Genomic DNA, 17,460 nt, shown 5'->3' with positions numbered 1-17,460 from the left:
GCTGCCACTTGCAGATAGTTGCACCAACACTGGCAGGACGGGATCATCGGCACCTAAAAATGCTGTTTGACTCAGTTGTTCTGAATTGATGCAATTACCCTGCAACACAGGGTGTAAAGTAGGTATAAGCCAGTATAATTAATGGCATGGCTATTCAGGCTTTTCAATTTCAAAAACAATAGGTCTTCTCTCGCTTGGAACATGCTTCCGTGATGAACTATCCCCTTTGAATTGAATATAAGTAGGTCATAGTTTGGTTTCAAATAAACTGGATGTTCGGCCAGTACGAGAAATCTACTTCTTGATCTAACGATCAGATAGCTATTGAATGATACATTTACTCTATTATAAAGAGAGTACTGGTCTTTAAATCCCTCTCCCTAAGTAGGTCATAGTTTGGTTTCAAATAAACTGGATGTTCGGCCAGTACGAGAAATCTACTTCTTGATCTAACGATCAGATAGCTATTGAATGATACATTTACTCTATTATAAAGAGAGTACTGGTCTTTAAATCCCTCTCCCTATGAAGTACGTCACTACAATCACTGATGAAGCTGTTTTATTAACTTTGAAATTCGCCAAACACTACGGACCTCTGAGATGTATAAGGGAAAGAGCCCATAGCCTTTTATTGAGCAATCGTGGCTTTACCCTTGAGCAAATTGCCGAAATACTTGAAATTAGATATCAAACTGCTTCTCAGTGGATTGATGATTGGGAAGAATATGGTATTCGTGCCTTGTACAAGGGGCATGGTGGCGGTAGGCCGTGCATATATGACGAATCCGAAGTGCAACGCATAAAAGAATTAGTGGCTGAAGAGCCTCGTCGCTTATCGTATGTCAAATCCAAGATCGAGGATGAAACCGGTAAATCTTCATCAAAAATTACTCTGGCAAACATTGTAAAAAAGCAGGGCTGGTTTACAAAAGACTCCGTAAATCATGCAAACATAAACGGGACGAAGAGCAATTCCATGACTGTAAAACTGCTCTGAAAGATGCCCAGGAAGCCGAGAGCAAAGGGTTAATCAATTTATTTTATTTTGATGAGTCCGGCTTTACCCAGGAACCTTGTGTGCCATACGGTTGGCAGGAAAAAGGAAAGCAGCTCAGAATACCATCAGTCAAAAGTAAACGCATCAACGTACTGGGGTTTATGAACCGAAGCTGTGAGCTATTTCATTATCCTGTTGTGGGTTCAGTGAATAGCGATACGGTGATTGCGGCCTTTGATGACTTTGCAGAGAAAATGGCAGATGAAAAATACAGCTCAAATGATCGTTACACGGTAGTTATGGTGGATAATGCCAGCATTCACACCAGCAAAAAGTTTTGTGCCAGAATTGATGACTGGATGATTGAAAAGAAATTGCTGGTCTGCTTTCTGCCAACATATTCACCTGAGCTCAACCTGATTGAAATCCTGTGGAGGAAAATAAAGTATGAATGGCTCAACCTCTTGTCAATCAAGAGCTTTGCGGAATTTGAAAAAGAAGTTGAACGGGTGCTTTTTTCATTTGGAGAGGAGTATATGATCTCATTTTCTAATACTGTCCGACTGGATGGTTAAATTATTCGAAAGCAATCTATACACTACTTATATAGGTTTGGTTTTGTGTGATTCAGGGATTATTATCTGGTTCCATTCTTCAGAAAAAATCATCCATGATGGATCAACTTCTGTATATGTATCATCACTTGGGCTTTCTTTATAAAGAAATCTCAGGTATTTAACATTGCTACATTTAATTCTAAATGATCTTGAGCTTTTATTATCAAAAAGATCTTCCGAATAGATAACTTTGATAACTTCATCAGATTTAGTCATATAGTATTTGAAATACGCTGCATTTGCATGATGTGATAATCCTACAAGAATAATAAAAAATAAACGATTCATGGGGCTTTTCTCATAATATAAAAACTTTATATAAAGTAGCTAACAAACCACACCCCGGGAGAAATTTAGGGGTACAATTTGGGCGATTCCCCCCGTACCCTCCAGTACGCAGCGGATACCAAGAAATCAGCCCCCACTGATATCACCTGTGATGTACTGGGTCAGCTTATTGAGCTGACCGATGCCAAAGGCCAGCAAGGAAGAAGGTGTCATGCCTTTGTGCATTTGTTAGTAACACAGATAAACTTAGTTCCCTTGTCCATGGTGAGAAGGCTATTTCCCCTGGTTTAGCCGGTAGAGTTAGGGTGAAAGTCTCATATTGACCACAACTAAACACTGCCACCTTTCTCAGGGAATGGTATGACATTGCTTGTAGCAGCCTTGGTGACTTTCTCGCAATAAGTTGCAGCAAATAACTTCCAGCCATTTTCAAACCAGTGGCTCTGAACTAATGACCGAAGCGTCAATATGCCCTGACCACCCGGATTTCTCCAGCGCATACCTGAGCACTTCATCCGCTGGGTAACCAAGGTTTTACAGGCTGCCTCTACCACACCAGAGCCGATCGGAAGGTTATTCGACAAGTGTTCAGCATAGCGCATACGCTGGCGATTTTTTCTGAAATACTCCAGCTCGGTCTTTAATTTTGAGCGGCGCGGATGCTTTTTATGCTGATAAGCCAGGGCTTTAATAATGCGCTCAACCCCATCAAGTTCCTCTTTGAGGACGTGTCGGTAAGTGACAAACTTTTCTTTGGACTTGATGCTGTTTTCTCCATAAGCCTGGTCAAATGCTTTCTTCAGGTGATCGGCTGCGTGGTAGTAATCAATAACCTCAACACCCGCTGGTAGTTCCCGGGAAAGGTATGACCAGTTGTCCTTGGCGCCATCAGCGACTTTGACCAGTGACAGCTGTGGCTTTTGTCGCAACGCTTCTTGCAATAGTGCTGACAAAGACTGCTTGAGTGTGAGTTTTTTAGTTTCTGGCATTCGTCCTATGCGGACTGTTGATAAACGCTCCCCCTGTTGATCGTAAAACGACAAAGTTCCGCAACTGGCCTCCTTGCAACCTGTTGGCCCTTGAGTCCGTTTGCCTTCAGAAGCGCTCCTGGCTCGCTTTTCTACTCGTTTGCCATCTTTCATGGGCAGCATAACGCCATCCAGGGAGGCGGCTACTGTGACCGCATTGGTGGGCACGTTAAGTTTCTCAATAAGCATCTCTTCAAAAGGCTCACGGTGCTGTTCCCACTGAGTATTAAATTGCCTGGGGAAACGAGCAAGACTGCTTTCTGAGGGAGACATACCTCCCATGAGATCAAGGAGGCTTTTTGCTTCACCGGGAGACATTTGAGCAACAACCCAGGCAGCTTGCTTTGCAGCCCGAGGCGTCCAGAAGCCTTCCACGATCCCGGCTTTCAACTCCATGGGCACGATACACGGCTCTTTGCCGTTACGGTAAAGTGTTCGCATAACCCGGACTGAACCAACCGCTGTCTGGTAGGTTTTATAACTGCGCAACACCTGCTTATAAGTGATCCCGCTGACCTCAATAGCTGGGGTATCAATATCAAGCTCAGCCAGCGCCTCTGCTAAAAAATCTTGCTGAGCTTGATTAAAGAGAGCATTAACGGTCTGCTCAAACTCTTCAAAGTGCCTGATAGGATTGCCAGACTCTCGCAGAGCCTGCAATTGGTGGCCTAACCGTTGAATCGCATCACAAGAAATGGTGGCGGCTTCAGTCCGTAGCTGACATACTTCCATGGGGCGGCCTCTCACTGGCAAGGTGTTGTGTGCTATCAACATCATACCTGTGATTGGCTGCCTTCTGTTTAAGCATTGAAAAAATAGCTGCCTACTACTTTCCCCGGTTGGCAAGCTGAAGAAGCTCGGTCAATTTGAGACTTTCACCCTAGAGTTATGTCGGTGCTTAATGCACACACCCTTCCCCTAAAGCTAGGTGATGATCTATCTGGTTGCCGGTTTTACCTTTGAAGCGGTCTCAATTTCTTCAGGAAAAGCCGGTTTTATTTGCAAATAACTACAGTGAGTGAATAAAATCAAGCTGCTGCTAAAGCAGCTAATGGATAAAATAAAAATAATTGGACATGAAAATTTATGTTACTACGCAAAATCATCGTTTTCTTAGCGTTTTTGCTATCAATAAATGGATACGCATCATACAACACGGAAACCTGGATGGAGGATCTGTACGGTAAGGACAGCACCGTAAAGTTAAGTGAAATTGTTATACCTGGCTCTCATGACTCTGGTGCATTTGATGTCAGTCCACATAAGGATAAAGCGGCAAAATTCAAAGGCAAACCATATCCAATAGATTTTATACAAAATTGGTCTGAAACACAAAGTAAGACCATCCGACAACAGTTAGATAGTGGTATACGATTTTTAGACTTCCGGCTAGAGTCGGTGGGAAACCAGATTCACTTCTCACATGGAGTCATATTTGATGAAATAAGTACTTTATTTCAGGACGTGTTTGATTTCACAAATAAAAATACAGAAGAAGTCGTCATTGTGCGAATCCAGGAGACTGATTCAGCTCCCAGTAACACAATGACTAAATTTTTTGATAAATTCTGTAATGATGCTAACTTTAAAAGCCATTTCGTGCCTGAAACACGTAAATCTGATTTAAGCTTTTCAAACCTTCTGAACAGCGGAAAGCGTATTATTTTGGTTTCTGGAGAATCTCCACCATCTTCCTGTGGTGGTATAGTCTGGGATACTGATGGTTGGTATCCTATGAATGAATCATACAGCGAGTCAGATTATCAAGACCCAAAAAAAATAAAACCTTTCTTGACTAATTTGCACAAGAACGCAAAGGATCGAGGCGAGAAACTTTTTATTGAGCAACATATAGTGACACCAAACGATGAGACTATAAAAAATGGTGTTCTAGAAGATGTTGCCAGCGCTCTTGTCTGTGGGTTCACATTTGGCATTTACTGCAATTCTATAACTGGCGATCCAACCACACTTCGTGAGTATAATGAGCAATCTGTACGGAAACAGTCTGTTGGTTGGATAAATGAGCAGTACTATAACAACTACAAATCAAACATTGTGATATTTGATTACGTTGATGCATCCCAAACGAGAATGTATCTGGATTTTAATGTGAACAATGGAGATGTTCGTGTTCCCGGCAAGGCTGAAAAAGACGATTCATTTGGTAGAACTCTGGCTTCCGGTGATTTTAACGGAGACGGTGTTGATGATTTAATTGTTGGGTACTCAACAGAGGACATTAACGGGCATGATGATGCTGGTAGTTTAAGTATCATCTATGGCTCAAATGGTGTAACGGTACCAGCAAAAGGACTTCATCGCTTAGGGGCAAAGGGGTTTCATCAGGACGTTATTGTAGGCAATATAACGGCGGAGAATGGAGATCAATTTGCTAGCGCTTTCGCGGTTGGCGATTTTAACAATGACGGGTACTCTGATTTAGCTGTTGGCGCTGCCAAAGAAGACGTCAACGGCAAAGATGATGCTGGTGCTGTGGTTATCCTTTATGGAGGCCTAGAAGGTTTAAAGTCAAATAACGTAGATATCTTTAATCAGGATGCGCTAAAAAGCGGGCAAAATGAAAAAGATGATCACTTTGGGTATTCCCTTGCAAGTGCTGATTTTAATAATGATGGCTTTGATGATCTGGCAATTGGTGCACCAAAAGAAGATTTGAGTGGAAAAGATAATGCAGGGATCGTATGGGTAATGAACGGACACCCTAATGGTTTATACAGTAATAGGGGTACTAATAAATATTTCCATCAAAATACCTCTGGTTTAAACGGGATCAGTTTAGAAAAACAGGATCAATTTGGTTTCAGGCTCGCTGCTGGAGATATAAACGGCAGCTATTCCCGTGACATCAATTAAATCACTGCAACAGCAAGGCTTACAGTAAATTCCAAATGGAGTGATTTCGCACAAAATAACGTCTACTTTTGATAGGGATACTTTATCAATGGCTGTCTCTCATGGCTTATCCATTCCAAAAAAGTCGTAAGCATCTTTGTGCAAACAGTTTAATTACTACGATTTCTGAAAGTTATGAGCAAATTCCAGATGTCCGACCAAACAAGGATTCCAGAAAAATAACAATACATGATGCCTCCATGTCCGCTTTTGCCATGATGCATCTCAAGTACCCATCGCTCCTCTCGTTTGAGCGTGATAAAACAGAGCAAGAAGTAAGGCATAACCTTGAGCACCTGTATCAGATAAAAAAACGTGCTCCCTGTGATACCAGTATGCGGGAAATCCTGGATCCAATAGATCCCGTAGAGTTCAAAAAGCCTTTTAAGACATTGCTGTCTAACGTCCAAAGGGGCGGATTACTGAAGGCATTCGAATTTCACTGCGGGAACTTGAAAAATCACTACTTGCTCCCGATCGATGGAACTGGGCTATTTTACTCCTGCAATAATAAAAAACCTTGTCAGGAGTGCTGTACTAAAAATAAGGGAAAGGCCAACGAAGCTCACTACCACCAGTTAATGGCAGCATGCATTGCTCACCCGGATCAAAAAACAGTCTTGCCATTGGCACCGGAAGCCATAGTTTGCCAGGACGGTTCGACCAAAAATGACTGTGAAAAAAATGCCATTAAACGGTTGTTTGCCACCATACGAGAGCATCACCCACGTCTAAAGTTCGTTATTCTTCTGGACAGTCTTTATGCTGACAACCCCACTGTCCAACTGATTAAGAGTTATGGCTGGCATTACATCATTGTCGCGAAAGATGGCAACCATGCCTCGCTGGTTGAAGCGATGGATGAGCTGGATAAAGAAGGAAAAGTTCACCGTGCTGAAAAAGTTAATGAAGAGACTGGAATTAAGTGGTGGTTTCGCTATGCCAATGACGTCAGGCTGAACAAGGCAAAATATGCAGAACAGGTTAATGTGCTTGATTTTGTCGAAACCGATAAAAAAGGTAAACAGCATATCTGGTGCTGGGTGACTGATATTCCGCTTAACGAAGAAACCATAGAACCCGTCATGAAAGGAGGGCGCTGCCGATGGCATATTGAGAACCAGACGTTTAACACCCTGAAAAATCAAGGCTACGATCTCGAACATAACTACGGTCACGGTGAGAAGCACTTAGCCACAAATCTGGCCTATCTGACGATGCTTGCTTTTCTCGTAGATCAAATACAGGAACTGTGCTGTCCCCAGTTTCAGGAAGCTTTAAGAACCCGCTCAAAAGGAGTCCGTATAGCATTATGGAAATGGATACAGGGCTATTTTTTGCATTGGCTGATAAAAACGTGGGAGGGGCTTTTTTACACAGTAACTCATGGTATTGAAGAGAAAAGGGTGATTCCATTCGATACATCATAACCGGCCATATCGTAGCTACGTTCAGGGGTGACATTTTTTCTTTAAAGCTCCGCTTTGTTAATTGGCGGCTCAGTTTTGATCGGCTTCATTATTTTTGCTGCCTTATTGTCAATACCAACGATCATCGACGTTCATCATGCGGGAATAGCTGTATAAACGGTGATAATATCGGTGATCTGGTCATTGGGGTGCCATATGAAGACCTGGGCTCTGGTAATAATGAGGGTATGGTCGTTATCCTATACGGAAAAGCCAACTCAGGGCTGAGTACTTCAGGCTATAGAGTACTCCATGGAGACTCAAGTATATTCCCTGGTAGTGCAGAGAAAAATGATAGATTTGGTCATTCTCTGGCGGTGGGTGACATAGATAATGATGGTTATGACGATGTAGTTATTGGTATTCCCTATGAAGATTTAGGGTCTGGAGGCAATAACAACGACGGCAACGTCTTTATTGCCTGGGGCGCCCATTATGGAATAAGTAATAATGGGGCTCTTGAACTACATCAGGATAAACCTGGTGTTGATGGACGTGCAGAAAAAGACGACCGATTTGGTTATGCCCTGGCTCTTGGAGACCTCAACAACGATGGATATCTTGATTTAGCGGTGGGGTCTCCTTTTGAAGATATTGATGGTAAAAATGATGCCGGCAAAGTTGATGTATTCTTTGGTGGGTCCGGTGGGCTAAGCACCCAAAATAGTAAAACATTTAGCCAAAAACTTAGCGCTATCACTGGAAGCTTAGAAACGGATGATAGGTTTGGGTATAGCCTAACTACAGGTGATTTTGACGGTGATGGTGCATCAGAGCTGGTTATTGGAAGTCCCTTTGAAGATATAGGTTCTGCTGATAATAATAACGAAGGTACTGTGCATGTGTTGTCCGGTGATAGGTACAACCCACTATCAGGCAATGATCAAGAAGTCAGACAGTGGTAATGACCTATGTACGGGACAAAACTTTAAGTAAAATCTGAAAATCAATCTGATCACTTTTTGAACATCCATTCTTCAAAACTCTTCGGAGCATATCCAACCCCAGTCGGAACAGGCTTTTGGCTGGTCGCCAGTGCTTATTGAGAGGCAGCCCTTCCGCTTCCCCGTATTTCCAATGCCCTGCTATCAGACACCAGGCAAATGCCAGTGCAAGAACCCCCATCAGCTTATCCATACGGTCAAGCTCAGTCATATGAGTCGATTCAAGGTCAAATCCCCTGCTTTTAAGGCAGCCAAACAGAGTCTCAATAGACCAGCGCTTATAATAGTCTTCGATCATAGTTTCAGGTTTCTTCGTTGCCACTACAATCAAAAGACCTTTTATCGTGCGTCTGGCAGCGATATATAAACAGACACCAGATACTTTACGCTTGGTGAACCAAGTTTCTGTCTGATTGAGTTTTACATTCCTGAATAGTTGTTTGGCATTAATGTCTTTACCACAGCTACCAAGAACAGGAGTGTCTTCCTTTATTCGAAGCCGACAGATAATGCCTTGCTCATCCAGCCACTTAAACCAATCACGGCCAACAAACTCCCGGTCGGCGAGCAGTTCATCAATCTTGTCTGCCGGGATCAACGCCAGCACTCTCTTCATGATGGCTATGCGCTCGGCGGTATTAGAGTTGCCGCCTGACTTATCCAGACATACCCAGGCGATAGGAATGGCAGCACCCTGCCAGGCAATTGAAACCACCAGATAGTTGACGTGATGAGAGCCAAATTTCCAGTTAGTTCTATCCATGCAGAGTGTGTAGGTGGTGAGACTCAGCCAATGTAAAATCAACCGTCCGAGCTGCTCATAGCAATATGTGTAGCCTGAAAAAAATCGTTTTATGCGCCGATAGCTGGAGTCTTCCAGCGCTTTGCTCTGGAACTCTTCTGCCACACGGCAAAGGTTGCAGGAGCGTGCCCTTATGAGAGCAAGTATGAACTGGGCAAGAAATATAATCCGGGCTTGATGCCAGGGGAGATGAGCTTTAAGCTCTTGGGCTAATGAGCTGACGTCTTCCATGTACGACTACGGTAACTGTACGGAGGTTAGAGACCATACAGGTTACTCTACATGGGCGTCAGCTCATACCCCTTGGTTTTTCTAGCTTTCCTGATTTTTGTCCCGTACACAGGGTAATGACTTAGACAAAAGGAGTGACGGCTCTCCTACCTTCAGATAGGAGAGCCTGAGGTAATACCAGAGCACCCGCAGCAACCATTAAACTGTGTGATTCATAGACATCATTTCACTATTATTCGGTGTTATGAACAGAGAAGTACAGCAGCGTCTTGGATGATCTGCTAGCTGAGTGGCAACACTATTACAACTAGCAGCAGCCTCATAACGCCCATTACTGAAAAACGCCAATGGATAGACTATCTGAGCTTATAGATAAAACGCCATATACAGAAGAAGTTCAAGCTGAATACGAACCTGCACTGGAGCGCATTCAGCATCCTGTTTACAAAGTGAACCTAGAGCTTAGAAAGTTGAAACGATGTCTATGAATCACACACTTATAAATGGCACGACAGGATTTGACCTACATGATTAAAAAGAAATGAAGTGGTTATAGTTCTCCGCCATTTTTCCATACGGTTTGACATTGTCTGAAAGAGTACTAAGATAATTGTACAGATTATTTCCGTACAAAAAAGGTGTATTCTGGAGGCAAATGATGGCAACAACAAGACTGGATCTTCGGCTGAGTGAAGAAATAAAGGCAAAAGCAGAAAAGGCATCGGCTCTACTGGGGCTAAAAAGCCTCACTGAGTATGTGGTTCAATTGATGAATGAAGATGCCACCCGTGTGATTGCGGAGCATGAAACACTGGTGCTTGAGGGGGACCGATTTGATCAGTTTATGTCAGCCTGCGATAAGGCGTCCAAACCTAACAAAAAACTGCTGGAGGCATTGAAGCATACTAAAGAGCAGGGCTTTGAATGAGCTGGTCAAACCAATTTGTAGAGCTGGATAAATCACTGCATGACAGAGCTGGCTTTTGCTGTGGTGAGAACGAACTTGATGTATTTATTCAAACCAGAGCGTTAAAACATATGCATGCAGGCATTAGTCGTACAATGGTATTGCCTGCCAACTACCCTTTCCCTGATGGTAAACGCTCGATCTGTGCTTTTTACACCATTACCCCCAGCTCAGTTTCCAGGGAAACGTTACCTGAAAATCTGGCTAAAAAGTTGCCGAGCTATCCAGTTCCAGTATTTCTTATTGCTCAATTAGCGGTACATCAGGAGTTTAAAGGAAAGGGGTTAGGTAAGATCACTTTGATCAAGGCATTAGAACACCTCTACGAAATCAACAAGCATATGCGAGCTCACTCTGTGGTGGTAGACTGCTTAAACAATGATGTTGCCGCTTTTTATCAGCAATATGGGTTTGAGTTGTTGACTCACCACGAAGGGCGGGATCGCCTGTTTTTACCGATGAAAACGGTTAAAGAATTGTTTGATAAAAACTAATTTTGACTATTTTCAAAATAGTTCGCAGGGAGTATCGCCCTCCTGCCGCGACTATTTATAACCCTGTGTTTTCGTAGTGAAGAAGGCAGAAGGTGCATAGAAAGTGTCATGTACAGACACAGAAGGTGTCATATATGATACCCTCCGCGCTTGCTCTCTAACTTTATAAATGGCGCGACAGGATTTGACCTGTATGATTAAAAAGAAATGCCCAACCTGTGGTGCATCAATGGCTTTTTTTAAGTCTTGTTTTGCAAGTAAAACCATTACTTCACAATGTTCTAAATGTATGGGTTTACTGTATCGAAATCATTTTTTCTCGAAGTCATTAGTTTTACTAGTTGGCTCTATAGGATTGCTAAACCGCGCCCATTTAGAAAACCGTAGTTTGATAGATCAGTGTAAGGGCGCGCTTTAGTATAAAAAGTATGTCATTCTATCTCGATAAATACGACCTGTCAGTCAAGTTAAAATCAGTAATATAGCGCTTTTTGCCTGCTTGACCATGGTATTGAAAGTCTCTCCAGAAAAGTGGAATCAAACCAGGGATTGCCTGCTTCAGCAATCCATACATGCTTGATCTGGCAAGAGTTTTCCGGACACTTTTTTACGCTGCCTCGGCAATTTTCTGTTCATATTTGAAAGGTGCCAGGTAGCCATTACCAGAGTGTTTTCTCTGGCGGTTATAATAGACCTCAATGTATTCAAAAACTGCCTGCTTCGCCTCTTCCCTTGTCTGGAAGTCTTCATGGTGAACAAGCTCAGCTTTCAGCGTATGGAAGAAGCTCTCTGCCACCGCATTATCCCAGCAATTTCCCTTACGGCTCATACTGCAAATAAAGCCATTTTCTTTCAGCAATTTCTGATAGCTTTCCGAGACATACTGGCTGCCCCTGTCACTATGTACCAGCAGCCCTTCTGTTGGCCTCCGCTTCCACATAGCCATCACAAGGGAGTCAGTGACCAGTGATGCCGTCATGCGATCTCTCATAGACCAGCCAACCACAGCCCTCGAATGCAAATCAATGAATACGGACAAGTACAGCCAGCCCTCCCGGGTACGAATATAGGTAATGTCTCCCGCGTAAGCCTCATTGGGCTGCTCCCGTTTGAAATTGCGGTTCAGCAGATTCTCGGCCACCGGCTTGTTATGGCGGGAGTCTGTTGTTGCCTTGAACTTGCGCTTTGTTTTGCAAACAATGCCTTCCTCCTTCATTAGGCGACTGATTCGTTGACGGCTAACGTTTTTACCCTGATCAGCAAGATCGTCTTTTATACGGCGCTCACCATAACGCTGGCGGTGTTTTTCATGTATCACGCGGATATCTGCCTTCAATGCACGGTCTTCCTGACTTCGGTTCGATTCTGGACGAGAGCACCAGTCATAAAAGCCTGTGGTCGATACAGACATAACCCGACACATGGCAGTAATACTGAAGCGCTCCTGGTTGTCCTTAATGAACTGAAATTTCAGAGACTTTCTCTTGCAAAGAAGGCTGCCGCCTTTTTTAAAATAGCATGCTCCTCTTTGAGTATTTTCAGCTCTTTACGCAAACGTTTCACTTCATCATACACATGCTCATCATTTTTCCTGGGCTGATTAGCCACCTTATGGCGGTGGTACTTTGTTATCCAGGTATGCAGGGTATTCGCATTAACCCCAAGCTCCTGAGCAGTTTCAGTCACTGGCTTATCTGATTCAACTGCCAGCTTCACAGCAGATTCCTTGAACTCAGCAGTGTAATTTTTTACTTTCTTTTCCGACATGCTTCACACCTTAGTAGGGTTTCAAGATTACCCTTGTTTGTGTGTCCGGAAAACTATAACCACTTCACTAAAAAGCTGGCAGTTTCTCCGGCCACTTTTTTTGCGCTATTTTTTATGTGTTCTGCTTTAATTAAGGCTTCAGCATCATCAAAATACTGACTGCTTAACTGATAACTACCCTGAGTCCTCAACACAGCTCCTGCCTGCAGAGACCACAGTAAATCAGTTGCATTACCGGTATCAGGGTCTGGCGTTGTGTGCTCCACAGCATAGCTGGAAGCCTGATAGATATCACCGCGCTGGAGCTGTCCTTCAAAATCACCAAACTGCTGATCCTGTGTGATCGTGCTACATCCGGTAACCAGGGTGACCATCATCAACACAGAAAATGGCTTTAGAAATCGTGTGACGCGCATAGAGTTCAGATAATAGATGTTCAGAGTCGTACGCAGGAAACTGGCAGATTTTACCCTGAAAGCATAACCCATCATTAATAGTTAAAAGGCAGGAATTATAAGTGAGTTATTTAAACAGAAACTTACTGATTTCTACGTGAATAAGCAGGTACTTTGAGGCTATCCCTTTAGATATCCCTTACCAGCGCATAAACCAGATGGTCATAAAATTGCCCATCCTTGTAGATATTGTTACGGAATACACCTTCAAGGTTATAGCCACAGCGTTCCAGTACCTTACATGACCCATAGTTATGCTTAACAACATCTGCAAATAACCGCACAACATCAAACTTTTCAAAAGCATAATGACCAATAGTCTCAACGGCCTTTGACATCACTCCTTTTCCCCAGTGTTCCTGAGACAGCCAATAGCCAATTTCAGCGGTGTATCGATGTACATCCGTCTGTATAACAAAGCCTATTTCACCCACGGCTTCATCATTACAGGCGATGATAAATCGAGTGTCTGACTCATGCTCTTTAACATGCCGAATCCACACTCGCGCATGTTCAATGGTATAAGGGTTGGGGAAGCTATCCCTGAGCGTTCTGGCCACTTCTACATTATTTCCGTGCTCAGCAATAGAGAGGGCATCCCCATAAAGGAAGCTTCTTAAGCAGTAACCATTCCCCAACTCAAAACGCATGATATCGCCCAGACTTTTACCATCAGGTATGTCATCGGCTAACACGCCGTTGGCTTGATATCCGGGCCTCAGGTTCTATGCCTGAGCTTCCAGCTTGTTATACAACATTCCCAGTACATCCCACTTTTTCATAACCCAGTCAGGCGACAATAAATATTGGCGCTCTCCGGAACCGGTAAGACGGTGGAATAGAAGTCCTTTAGGAGCCATTCTAATAATCCGGGCCAGGTTATCGGTGTACTCTTCCATAGTCAGTTCTTTTACTTGCCCCTGTTTCCACTCCCGCGCCAGCTGTGTGCCTTTAACAATATGCAGCGGGTGAATCTTGGCGGCATCAATGCCCAGGTCAATGACCTTTTTAAAGCTGGTTAAGGTATCTGAGGGTTTCTCACCGGGAAGTCCCATAATCAGATGGGTACAGATTTTCAGACCCAATGCCCTTGCCCGATTCACGGCATCAGCATAGTCACCAAAGCCATGGCCTCTGTTAATCCGTTCAAGGGTATTATCAAAACAGGACTGAAGACCAAGCTCTAGCCAGACTTCATAGCCCTGATCCTGATAACTTGCCAGCAGGGATAATACCGGGTCCGGAACACAGTCGGGGCGTGTACCTACAGCCAACCCAATAACAGCCGGGTCAGCCAGTGCCTCATCATAATAGGCCTTAAGCTGATCCAGCTCTCCATAGGTATTACTGTAGGATTGAAAATAGGCTATAAATTTTTTAGCCCCCGTTCTTTCGCTAACGGTCTTTTTTGCTTCCTGGATTTGCTGGGTAATATCACCCGCTTTTGTGGAGGCTGGACTAAAGGATGCGTTATTACAAAAACTGCATCCACCAATACCCTTGGTTCCATCACGGTTAGGGCAGGTAAATGCCGCATTGACAGAGATTTTATGTACTTTTTCACCATACTTTTCCCGCAAATAGCGGCCAAAAGTATTGACATGGCGAGTCAAATCCATAGCAACAATGCTCAAAAAAATCACTCAACATAACGACTGTTGCCAGTAGAACCTATACGGGGTTGTCCTGCAATACAAGGGGTTTACGCTATGCAATGCTTATGCAGGCTTTGATAGTTTATAAATATTCAGGTTCGGTACAACACTGATAGCTACTATTTTACCCTTTTTTCATTCGATCCAGGGCTTCCTGAACCACCGCCTTCGCTTGTTCCTGACAAGCCTTCATCGCCTGCGGGTCGTCATCGGGAGCTACTCGCCACTCAATGATCCGCTTAGCCAGCTTGCGAGCCATAACACCCACCAGGTCATCCAGATAGGCTTCATCCAGCATAGCCAGTGGCATAAACCGTAAATGGACCAGTAGTTGCTCCTGCTTGCCATTCTCTTTCATATGAATGGCAAAATCACCCGGATCCGTGGTGCTTTGGCTGATAGTTAACGTGAAATGTTCACCGCTCATGGCAATCCCCCGATTGTACTAATGGTTTTGTCGGCTAGGCCATACCTCTCTTTATTGGAATAACCAAAATTTCAGTCCTAAGATTAATTTAAGAGATAAATGGAATAAAAAAACAAGGACTATGCCATGTCACTGATTACAACAAAGAATGCTGAAACCGTTGATCAAGGCAACCTGGATCAAGTTCAGTCAGTCAAACCTGTTGGAGAGGTTACAGCAGCTGAAGCCGATCACTTTTCTCAGCTCATGAACAAGGAAGAACAGCCTGTAAATGAAGAAGTTAAAGATCCTAAGGATGAAATCACCCTTGAAGATTTACAGCAACAGTTCCGGGAAAGTACTTTCAGGACAGGGTTTAATAGAACCATAGAAAAAGCCAAGGAAATCGCCAAGGAGATGAAAGATTAAGGTTAGCTTCTAGCCTTATTCGTCAATAGCTTGACTAAAACTCATAAAAAAATATTTTTAGATATTTATTGTTATAATAAACACACTGCGCCCTCATTATAATAATTAGACAAGCTTGGAATTAGGATGTATTTCAAGGATGATGATCAGGTTCTGTAACTGGCATCGCCTGTTCAGGGAGCAGTGGTTTATATGGCGATTTCAAATAATGTAGTCCATCTATCAGTATCAACCCCCAACACAGATTCATCCTTTGAAAACTCCTTTCAACAACTTTTAATAAAGTTTATTCTTCCTACCCTCGATGAAGCCCTGCTAGACATACAAAACTATTTATCTTCCAGATGCGATTCAGCCACTAACAACAGTGATTTATCTCTTTTCAATGAAAACTACGCACTGTTTCAAAAAACCATGCAAAACATAAAAGACAAATATATCGATGAATTAATGATCAATACCCATTTAGCAGAAGATTCACCCAAAGACAACAATACACTGTCCTTAATGAAAAATGAGGAACTGGATAAAAAGCTTATTAATCAGATTGCAGCCCAGACACTGATTATTGATGAAGGCACCCAACTGTTGATTAATCTAAAAAACAGGCTTCCAGAAAACTGTAACCATTTCTTTTTACTAACCCCGGAGAATCTTTGCACCAGCTTTTCAAAAGCGCTTTCATCTTTGCCCCTGACTGTTGAACTGGAAGAAAAACTGTTGCTCATCCTGAGCCGGCATATCAGGGAGCCTGCTCTGGCCATGTGGGCTGAGGCTGATCAGTTACTGGAGTCAAAAGGCTATGATATTTTATCTGCTCCAGTATCCCGGTCACCATCACATAATCAACAACCAGCTGTCCCCAAGCCATTAATGGCAAACAACAACAATCTAATAGAAACATTAACCCAGGGTATTTTAGAAAAGGTAGAAAATCAGCTATCTGGTATCTCGCTATTAGCGCCAGAAAGACCTCAGACTATCAAATCAATCGATCTTGCAGGCACATTATCAACAATCCAGTTGCAGCTATTAGAGAAGCTTAACTCCATTGAGGATGTAGCTTCCTCAATCAAGGATGCACTAGAGCACAGAGGCATCAACCAGAAGCTTTCCAAACGCCACCAGGATCTGATTAGCCTGGTTGGAATGCTTTTTGAGTTTATTCTGGACCATCATGACTTAAACAATGAAGTGAGAAAGCTTATCAGCCTACTGCAAATCCCGGTTCTTAAACTTGCATTATTCGATCAGAAGTTCCTCAACCACCGCCATCATCCCGCCAGAGATCTTCTTAATGAAATGACAACTGCCGGCATGAAGTGTTCTGAAGATGCCCCCCCTGATGACCCAGTTATTTTACTCATTGAAGAAACAGTCCGGAAAATAATTGCCGAAAGTGAAGACAATCCTGAAATATTTAATGAATCCCTCATAAAGTTCCGAATAGATGTAACGGCCTGCCTCGAATCAGTTAAGGAGGAGAAAGAAGCAAGGAATAATCACCTGAATAAAACTCCAGAAACAATCATAGATCCCCCTACGGAAGAGACCAGCACTGATCACAGCGTTGATGACAGCACTGGGGAAGATGATGAAATTGAAGAAATTATACTTGAAAGTGAGTCCAGCCCTGGCAACCTCTTTTCTGGCAGCCATTCACAGGGTCGCAGTTCATTTCAGCCAATCCCTAACCTCCACATTGGTGACTGGGTTGAGTTTATTGGCATTTCAGAAAAACGCCTTCGCTGTCAACTGGATAGTATTGATGAGCACCATAACCGATATATTTTCACAAATCGCTCCGGAATGAAGGTCACTGAAAAAAATGGGAACTCACTTAAGAAAGAAATCAATAAAGGTACTGCAAAAATAATTGACCACACCCCACTTTTTGATAAAGCGTTACAAACAGTCATGAGTAAGTTTTTAAATTTCTAGCTATAAAAATATAACACCTAAAATCTCCACTGCTTACCCTCTCTCAAGCCAT

The 17,460-nt window shown here is 43.1% G+C and carries 18 protein-coding genes and 1 pseudogene; 11 read left to right on the top strand and 8 right to left on the bottom strand.

Translation table 11 applies throughout. The features are described 5' to 3' along the window. Positions 1–525 precede the first annotated feature (525 nt). The gene (locus tag MJ595_RS09535; protein WP_263078037.1) at positions 526–999 is read left to right on the top strand and encodes a helix-turn-helix domain-containing protein; all 474 of its coding nucleotides are present in this window, start codon (positions 526–528) and stop codon (positions 997–999) included. Next, on the top strand, positions 921–1,574 hold the full coding sequence (locus tag MJ595_RS09530; protein WP_263322427.1) for an IS630 family transposase: 654 nt from the start codon (positions 921–923) through the stop codon (positions 1,572–1,574). Before MJ595_RS09535 ends, MJ595_RS09530 begins: the two co-directional genes overlap by 79 nt. A 27-nt stretch (positions 1,575–1,601) precedes the next feature. Here the strand turns inward: MJ595_RS09530 and MJ595_RS09525 are convergent, their stop codons facing one another. Beyond that, a complete protein-coding gene (locus MJ595_RS09525) occupies positions 1,602–1,904 on the bottom strand; it encodes a hypothetical protein (protein ID WP_263322097.1) in 303 nt (100 codons plus the stop codon). Positions 1,905–1,982: 78 nt separating this feature from the next. Here MJ595_RS09525 and MJ595_RS09520 point away from each other — a divergent pair, with 78 nt between their 5' ends. Continuing rightward, positions 1,983–2,195 (top strand): hypothetical protein, encoded by a 213-nt coding sequence (locus MJ595_RS09520; protein WP_263322096.1) that lies wholly within the window; start codon positions 1,983–1,985, stop codon positions 2,193–2,195. Between the two features lie 38 nt (positions 2,196–2,233). Here MJ595_RS09520 and MJ595_RS09515 read toward each other — a convergent pair whose 3' ends face one another. Continuing rightward, complete coding sequence (locus MJ595_RS09515; protein ID WP_263078329.1) at positions 2,234–3,709, bottom strand: hypothetical protein; 1,476 nt, start codon at positions 3,707–3,709, stop codon at positions 2,234–2,236. 309 nt (positions 3,710–4,018) lie between these two features. On the opposite strand from MJ595_RS09515, the gene MJ595_RS09510 reads away from it, so the two are divergent. The 3 genes from MJ595_RS09510 (at position 4,019) to MJ595_RS09500 (ending at position 8,222) form a co-directional block, all read left to right on the top strand. Then, entirely contained in the window at positions 4,019–5,809 is a 1,791-nt protein-coding gene (locus MJ595_RS09510) for a hypothetical protein (protein WP_263322095.1), read from the top strand. Between the two features lie 101 nt (positions 5,810–5,910). Then, the gene (locus tag MJ595_RS09505) at positions 5,911–7,278 is read left to right on the top strand and encodes a transposase (protein WP_263078002.1); all 1,368 of its coding nucleotides are present in this window, start codon (positions 5,911–5,913) and stop codon (positions 7,276–7,278) included. 188 nt (positions 7,279–7,466) lie between these two features. Then, positions 7,467–8,222 carry an FG-GAP-like repeat-containing protein gene (locus MJ595_RS09500; RefSeq protein WP_263322094.1) on the top strand — a complete coding sequence of 252 codons (756 nt, stop codon included), beginning with the start codon at positions 7,467–7,469 and terminating at the stop codon, positions 8,220–8,222. A gap of 4 nt (positions 8,223–8,226) precedes the next feature. On the opposite strand, the gene MJ595_RS09495 is transcribed toward MJ595_RS09500, so the two are convergent. After that, positions 8,227–9,294, bottom strand: a complete 1,068-nt coding sequence (locus MJ595_RS09495; protein ID WP_263079463.1) for an IS4 family transposase — start codon at positions 9,292–9,294, stop codon at positions 8,227–8,229. A gap of 269 nt (positions 9,295–9,563) precedes the next feature. Between MJ595_RS09495 and MJ595_RS09490 the strand changes: the two are divergent. The 3 genes and pseudogenes from MJ595_RS09490 to MJ595_RS09480 all read left to right on the top strand — a co-directional run. Further along, positions 9,564–9,782: pseudogene (locus MJ595_RS09490) on the top strand (IS481 family transposase); the annotation flags it as partial. A 167-nt stretch (positions 9,783–9,949) separates the two neighbouring features. Then, positions 9,950–10,222 (top strand): DUF1778 domain-containing protein, encoded by a 273-nt coding sequence (locus tag MJ595_RS09485; RefSeq protein WP_263322093.1) that lies wholly within the window; start codon positions 9,950–9,952, stop codon positions 10,220–10,222. Then, positions 10,219–10,755, top strand: a complete 537-nt coding sequence (locus tag MJ595_RS09480; protein ID WP_263322092.1) for a GNAT family N-acetyltransferase — start codon at positions 10,219–10,221, stop codon at positions 10,753–10,755. Before MJ595_RS09485 ends, MJ595_RS09480 begins: the two co-directional genes overlap by 4 nt. Positions 10,756–11,362: 607 nt before the next feature. Here MJ595_RS09480 and MJ595_RS09475 read toward each other — a convergent pair. The 5 genes from MJ595_RS09475 to MJ595_RS09455 all read right to left on the bottom strand — a co-directional run bounded on the left by MJ595_RS09475 (position 11,363) and on the right by MJ595_RS09455 (position 15,059). Further along, a protein-coding gene (locus MJ595_RS09475) for an IS3 family transposase (protein WP_263079868.1) occupies positions 11,363–12,522 on the bottom strand; the annotation gives its coding sequence in 2 pieces (ribosomal slippage) (positions 11,363–12,252 and positions 12,252–12,522; 1,161 coding nt in all). 53 nt (positions 12,523–12,575) lie between these two features. Beyond that, a complete protein-coding gene (locus MJ595_RS09470; RefSeq protein WP_263322091.1) occupies positions 12,576–12,938 on the bottom strand; it encodes a hypothetical protein in 363 nt (120 codons plus the stop codon). Between the two features lie 167 nt (positions 12,939–13,105). Beyond that, positions 13,106–13,672: a GNAT family N-acetyltransferase gene (locus MJ595_RS09465; RefSeq protein WP_263322090.1), complete on the bottom strand. Its 567-nt coding sequence runs from the start codon at positions 13,670–13,672 to the stop codon at positions 13,106–13,108. Between the two features lie 30 nt (positions 13,673–13,702). Next, a complete protein-coding gene (locus MJ595_RS09460) occupies positions 13,703–14,611 on the bottom strand; it encodes a TIGR01212 family radical SAM protein (protein ID WP_263322089.1) in 909 nt (302 codons plus the stop codon). A gap of 145 nt (positions 14,612–14,756) precedes the next feature. Continuing rightward, positions 14,757–15,059 carry a hypothetical protein gene (locus tag MJ595_RS09455; protein ID WP_263322088.1) on the bottom strand — a complete coding sequence of 101 codons (303 nt, stop codon included), beginning with the start codon at positions 15,057–15,059 and terminating at the stop codon, positions 14,757–14,759. 126 nt (positions 15,060–15,185) lie between these two features. Here MJ595_RS09455 and MJ595_RS09450 point away from each other — a divergent pair, with 126 nt between their 5' ends. Together MJ595_RS09450 and MJ595_RS09445 are read left to right on the top strand one after the other, a co-directional pair. Then, positions 15,186–15,467, top strand: a complete 282-nt coding sequence (locus MJ595_RS09450; RefSeq protein ID WP_263322087.1) for a hypothetical protein — start codon at positions 15,186–15,188, stop codon at positions 15,465–15,467. Between the two features lie 192 nt (positions 15,468–15,659). After that, positions 15,660–17,408, top strand: coding sequence for a DUF1631 domain-containing protein (locus MJ595_RS09445; protein ID WP_263082213.1), 1,749 nt, complete (start codon positions 15,660–15,662; stop codon positions 17,406–17,408). Positions 17,409–17,460 lie beyond the last annotated feature (52 nt).

The sequence above is a fragment of the Endozoicomonas sp. Mp262 genome (assembly GCF_025643335.1).
Classification (GTDB): Bacteria; Pseudomonadota; Gammaproteobacteria; order Pseudomonadales; family Endozoicomonadaceae; genus Endonucleibacter.
The sequence above is the reverse complement of the archived record's forward strand: the minus strand, read 5'-3'. Positions and strand labels throughout refer to the sequence as shown.

Bases quoted from the DNA above. Each gene is read 5' to 3' on its own strand.
- MJ595_RS09445 (WP_263082213.1), top strand. From the start codon at position 15,660: ATGGCGATTTCAAATAATGTAGTCCATCTATCAGTATCAACCCCCAAC.
- MJ595_RS09450 (WP_263322087.1), top strand. From the start codon at position 15,186: ATGTCACTGATTACAACAAAGAATGCTGAAACCGTTGATCAAGGCAAC.
- MJ595_RS09535 (WP_263078037.1), top strand. From the start codon at position 526: ATGAAGTACGTCACTACAATCACTGATGAAGCTGTTTTATTAACTTTG.
- MJ595_RS09480 (WP_263322092.1), top strand. From the start codon at position 10,219: ATGAGCTGGTCAAACCAATTTGTAGAGCTGGATAAATCACTGCATGAC.
- MJ595_RS09485 (WP_263322093.1), top strand. From the start codon at position 9,950: ATGATGGCAACAACAAGACTGGATCTTCGGCTGAGTGAAGAAATAAAG.
- MJ595_RS09455 (WP_263322088.1), bottom strand. From the start codon at position 15,059: ATGAGCGGTGAACATTTCACGTTAACTATCAGCCAAAGCACCACGGAT.
- MJ595_RS09495 (WP_263079463.1), bottom strand. From the start codon at position 9,294: ATGGAAGACGTCAGCTCATTAGCCCAAGAGCTTAAAGCTCATCTCCCC.
- MJ595_RS09505 (WP_263078002.1), top strand. From the start codon at position 5,911: ATGGCTTATCCATTCCAAAAAAGTCGTAAGCATCTTTGTGCAAACAGT.
- MJ595_RS09510 (WP_263322095.1), top strand. From the start codon at position 4,019: ATGTTACTACGCAAAATCATCGTTTTCTTAGCGTTTTTGCTATCAATA.
- MJ595_RS09525 (WP_263322097.1), bottom strand. From the start codon at position 1,904: ATGAATCGTTTATTTTTTATTATTCTTGTAGGATTATCACATCATGCA.
- MJ595_RS09470 (WP_263322091.1), bottom strand. From the start codon at position 12,938: ATGCGCGTCACACGATTTCTAAAGCCATTTTCTGTGTTGATGATGGTC.
- MJ595_RS09515 (WP_263078329.1), bottom strand. From the start codon at position 3,709: ATGATGTTGATAGCACACAACACCTTGCCAGTGAGAGGCCGCCCCATG.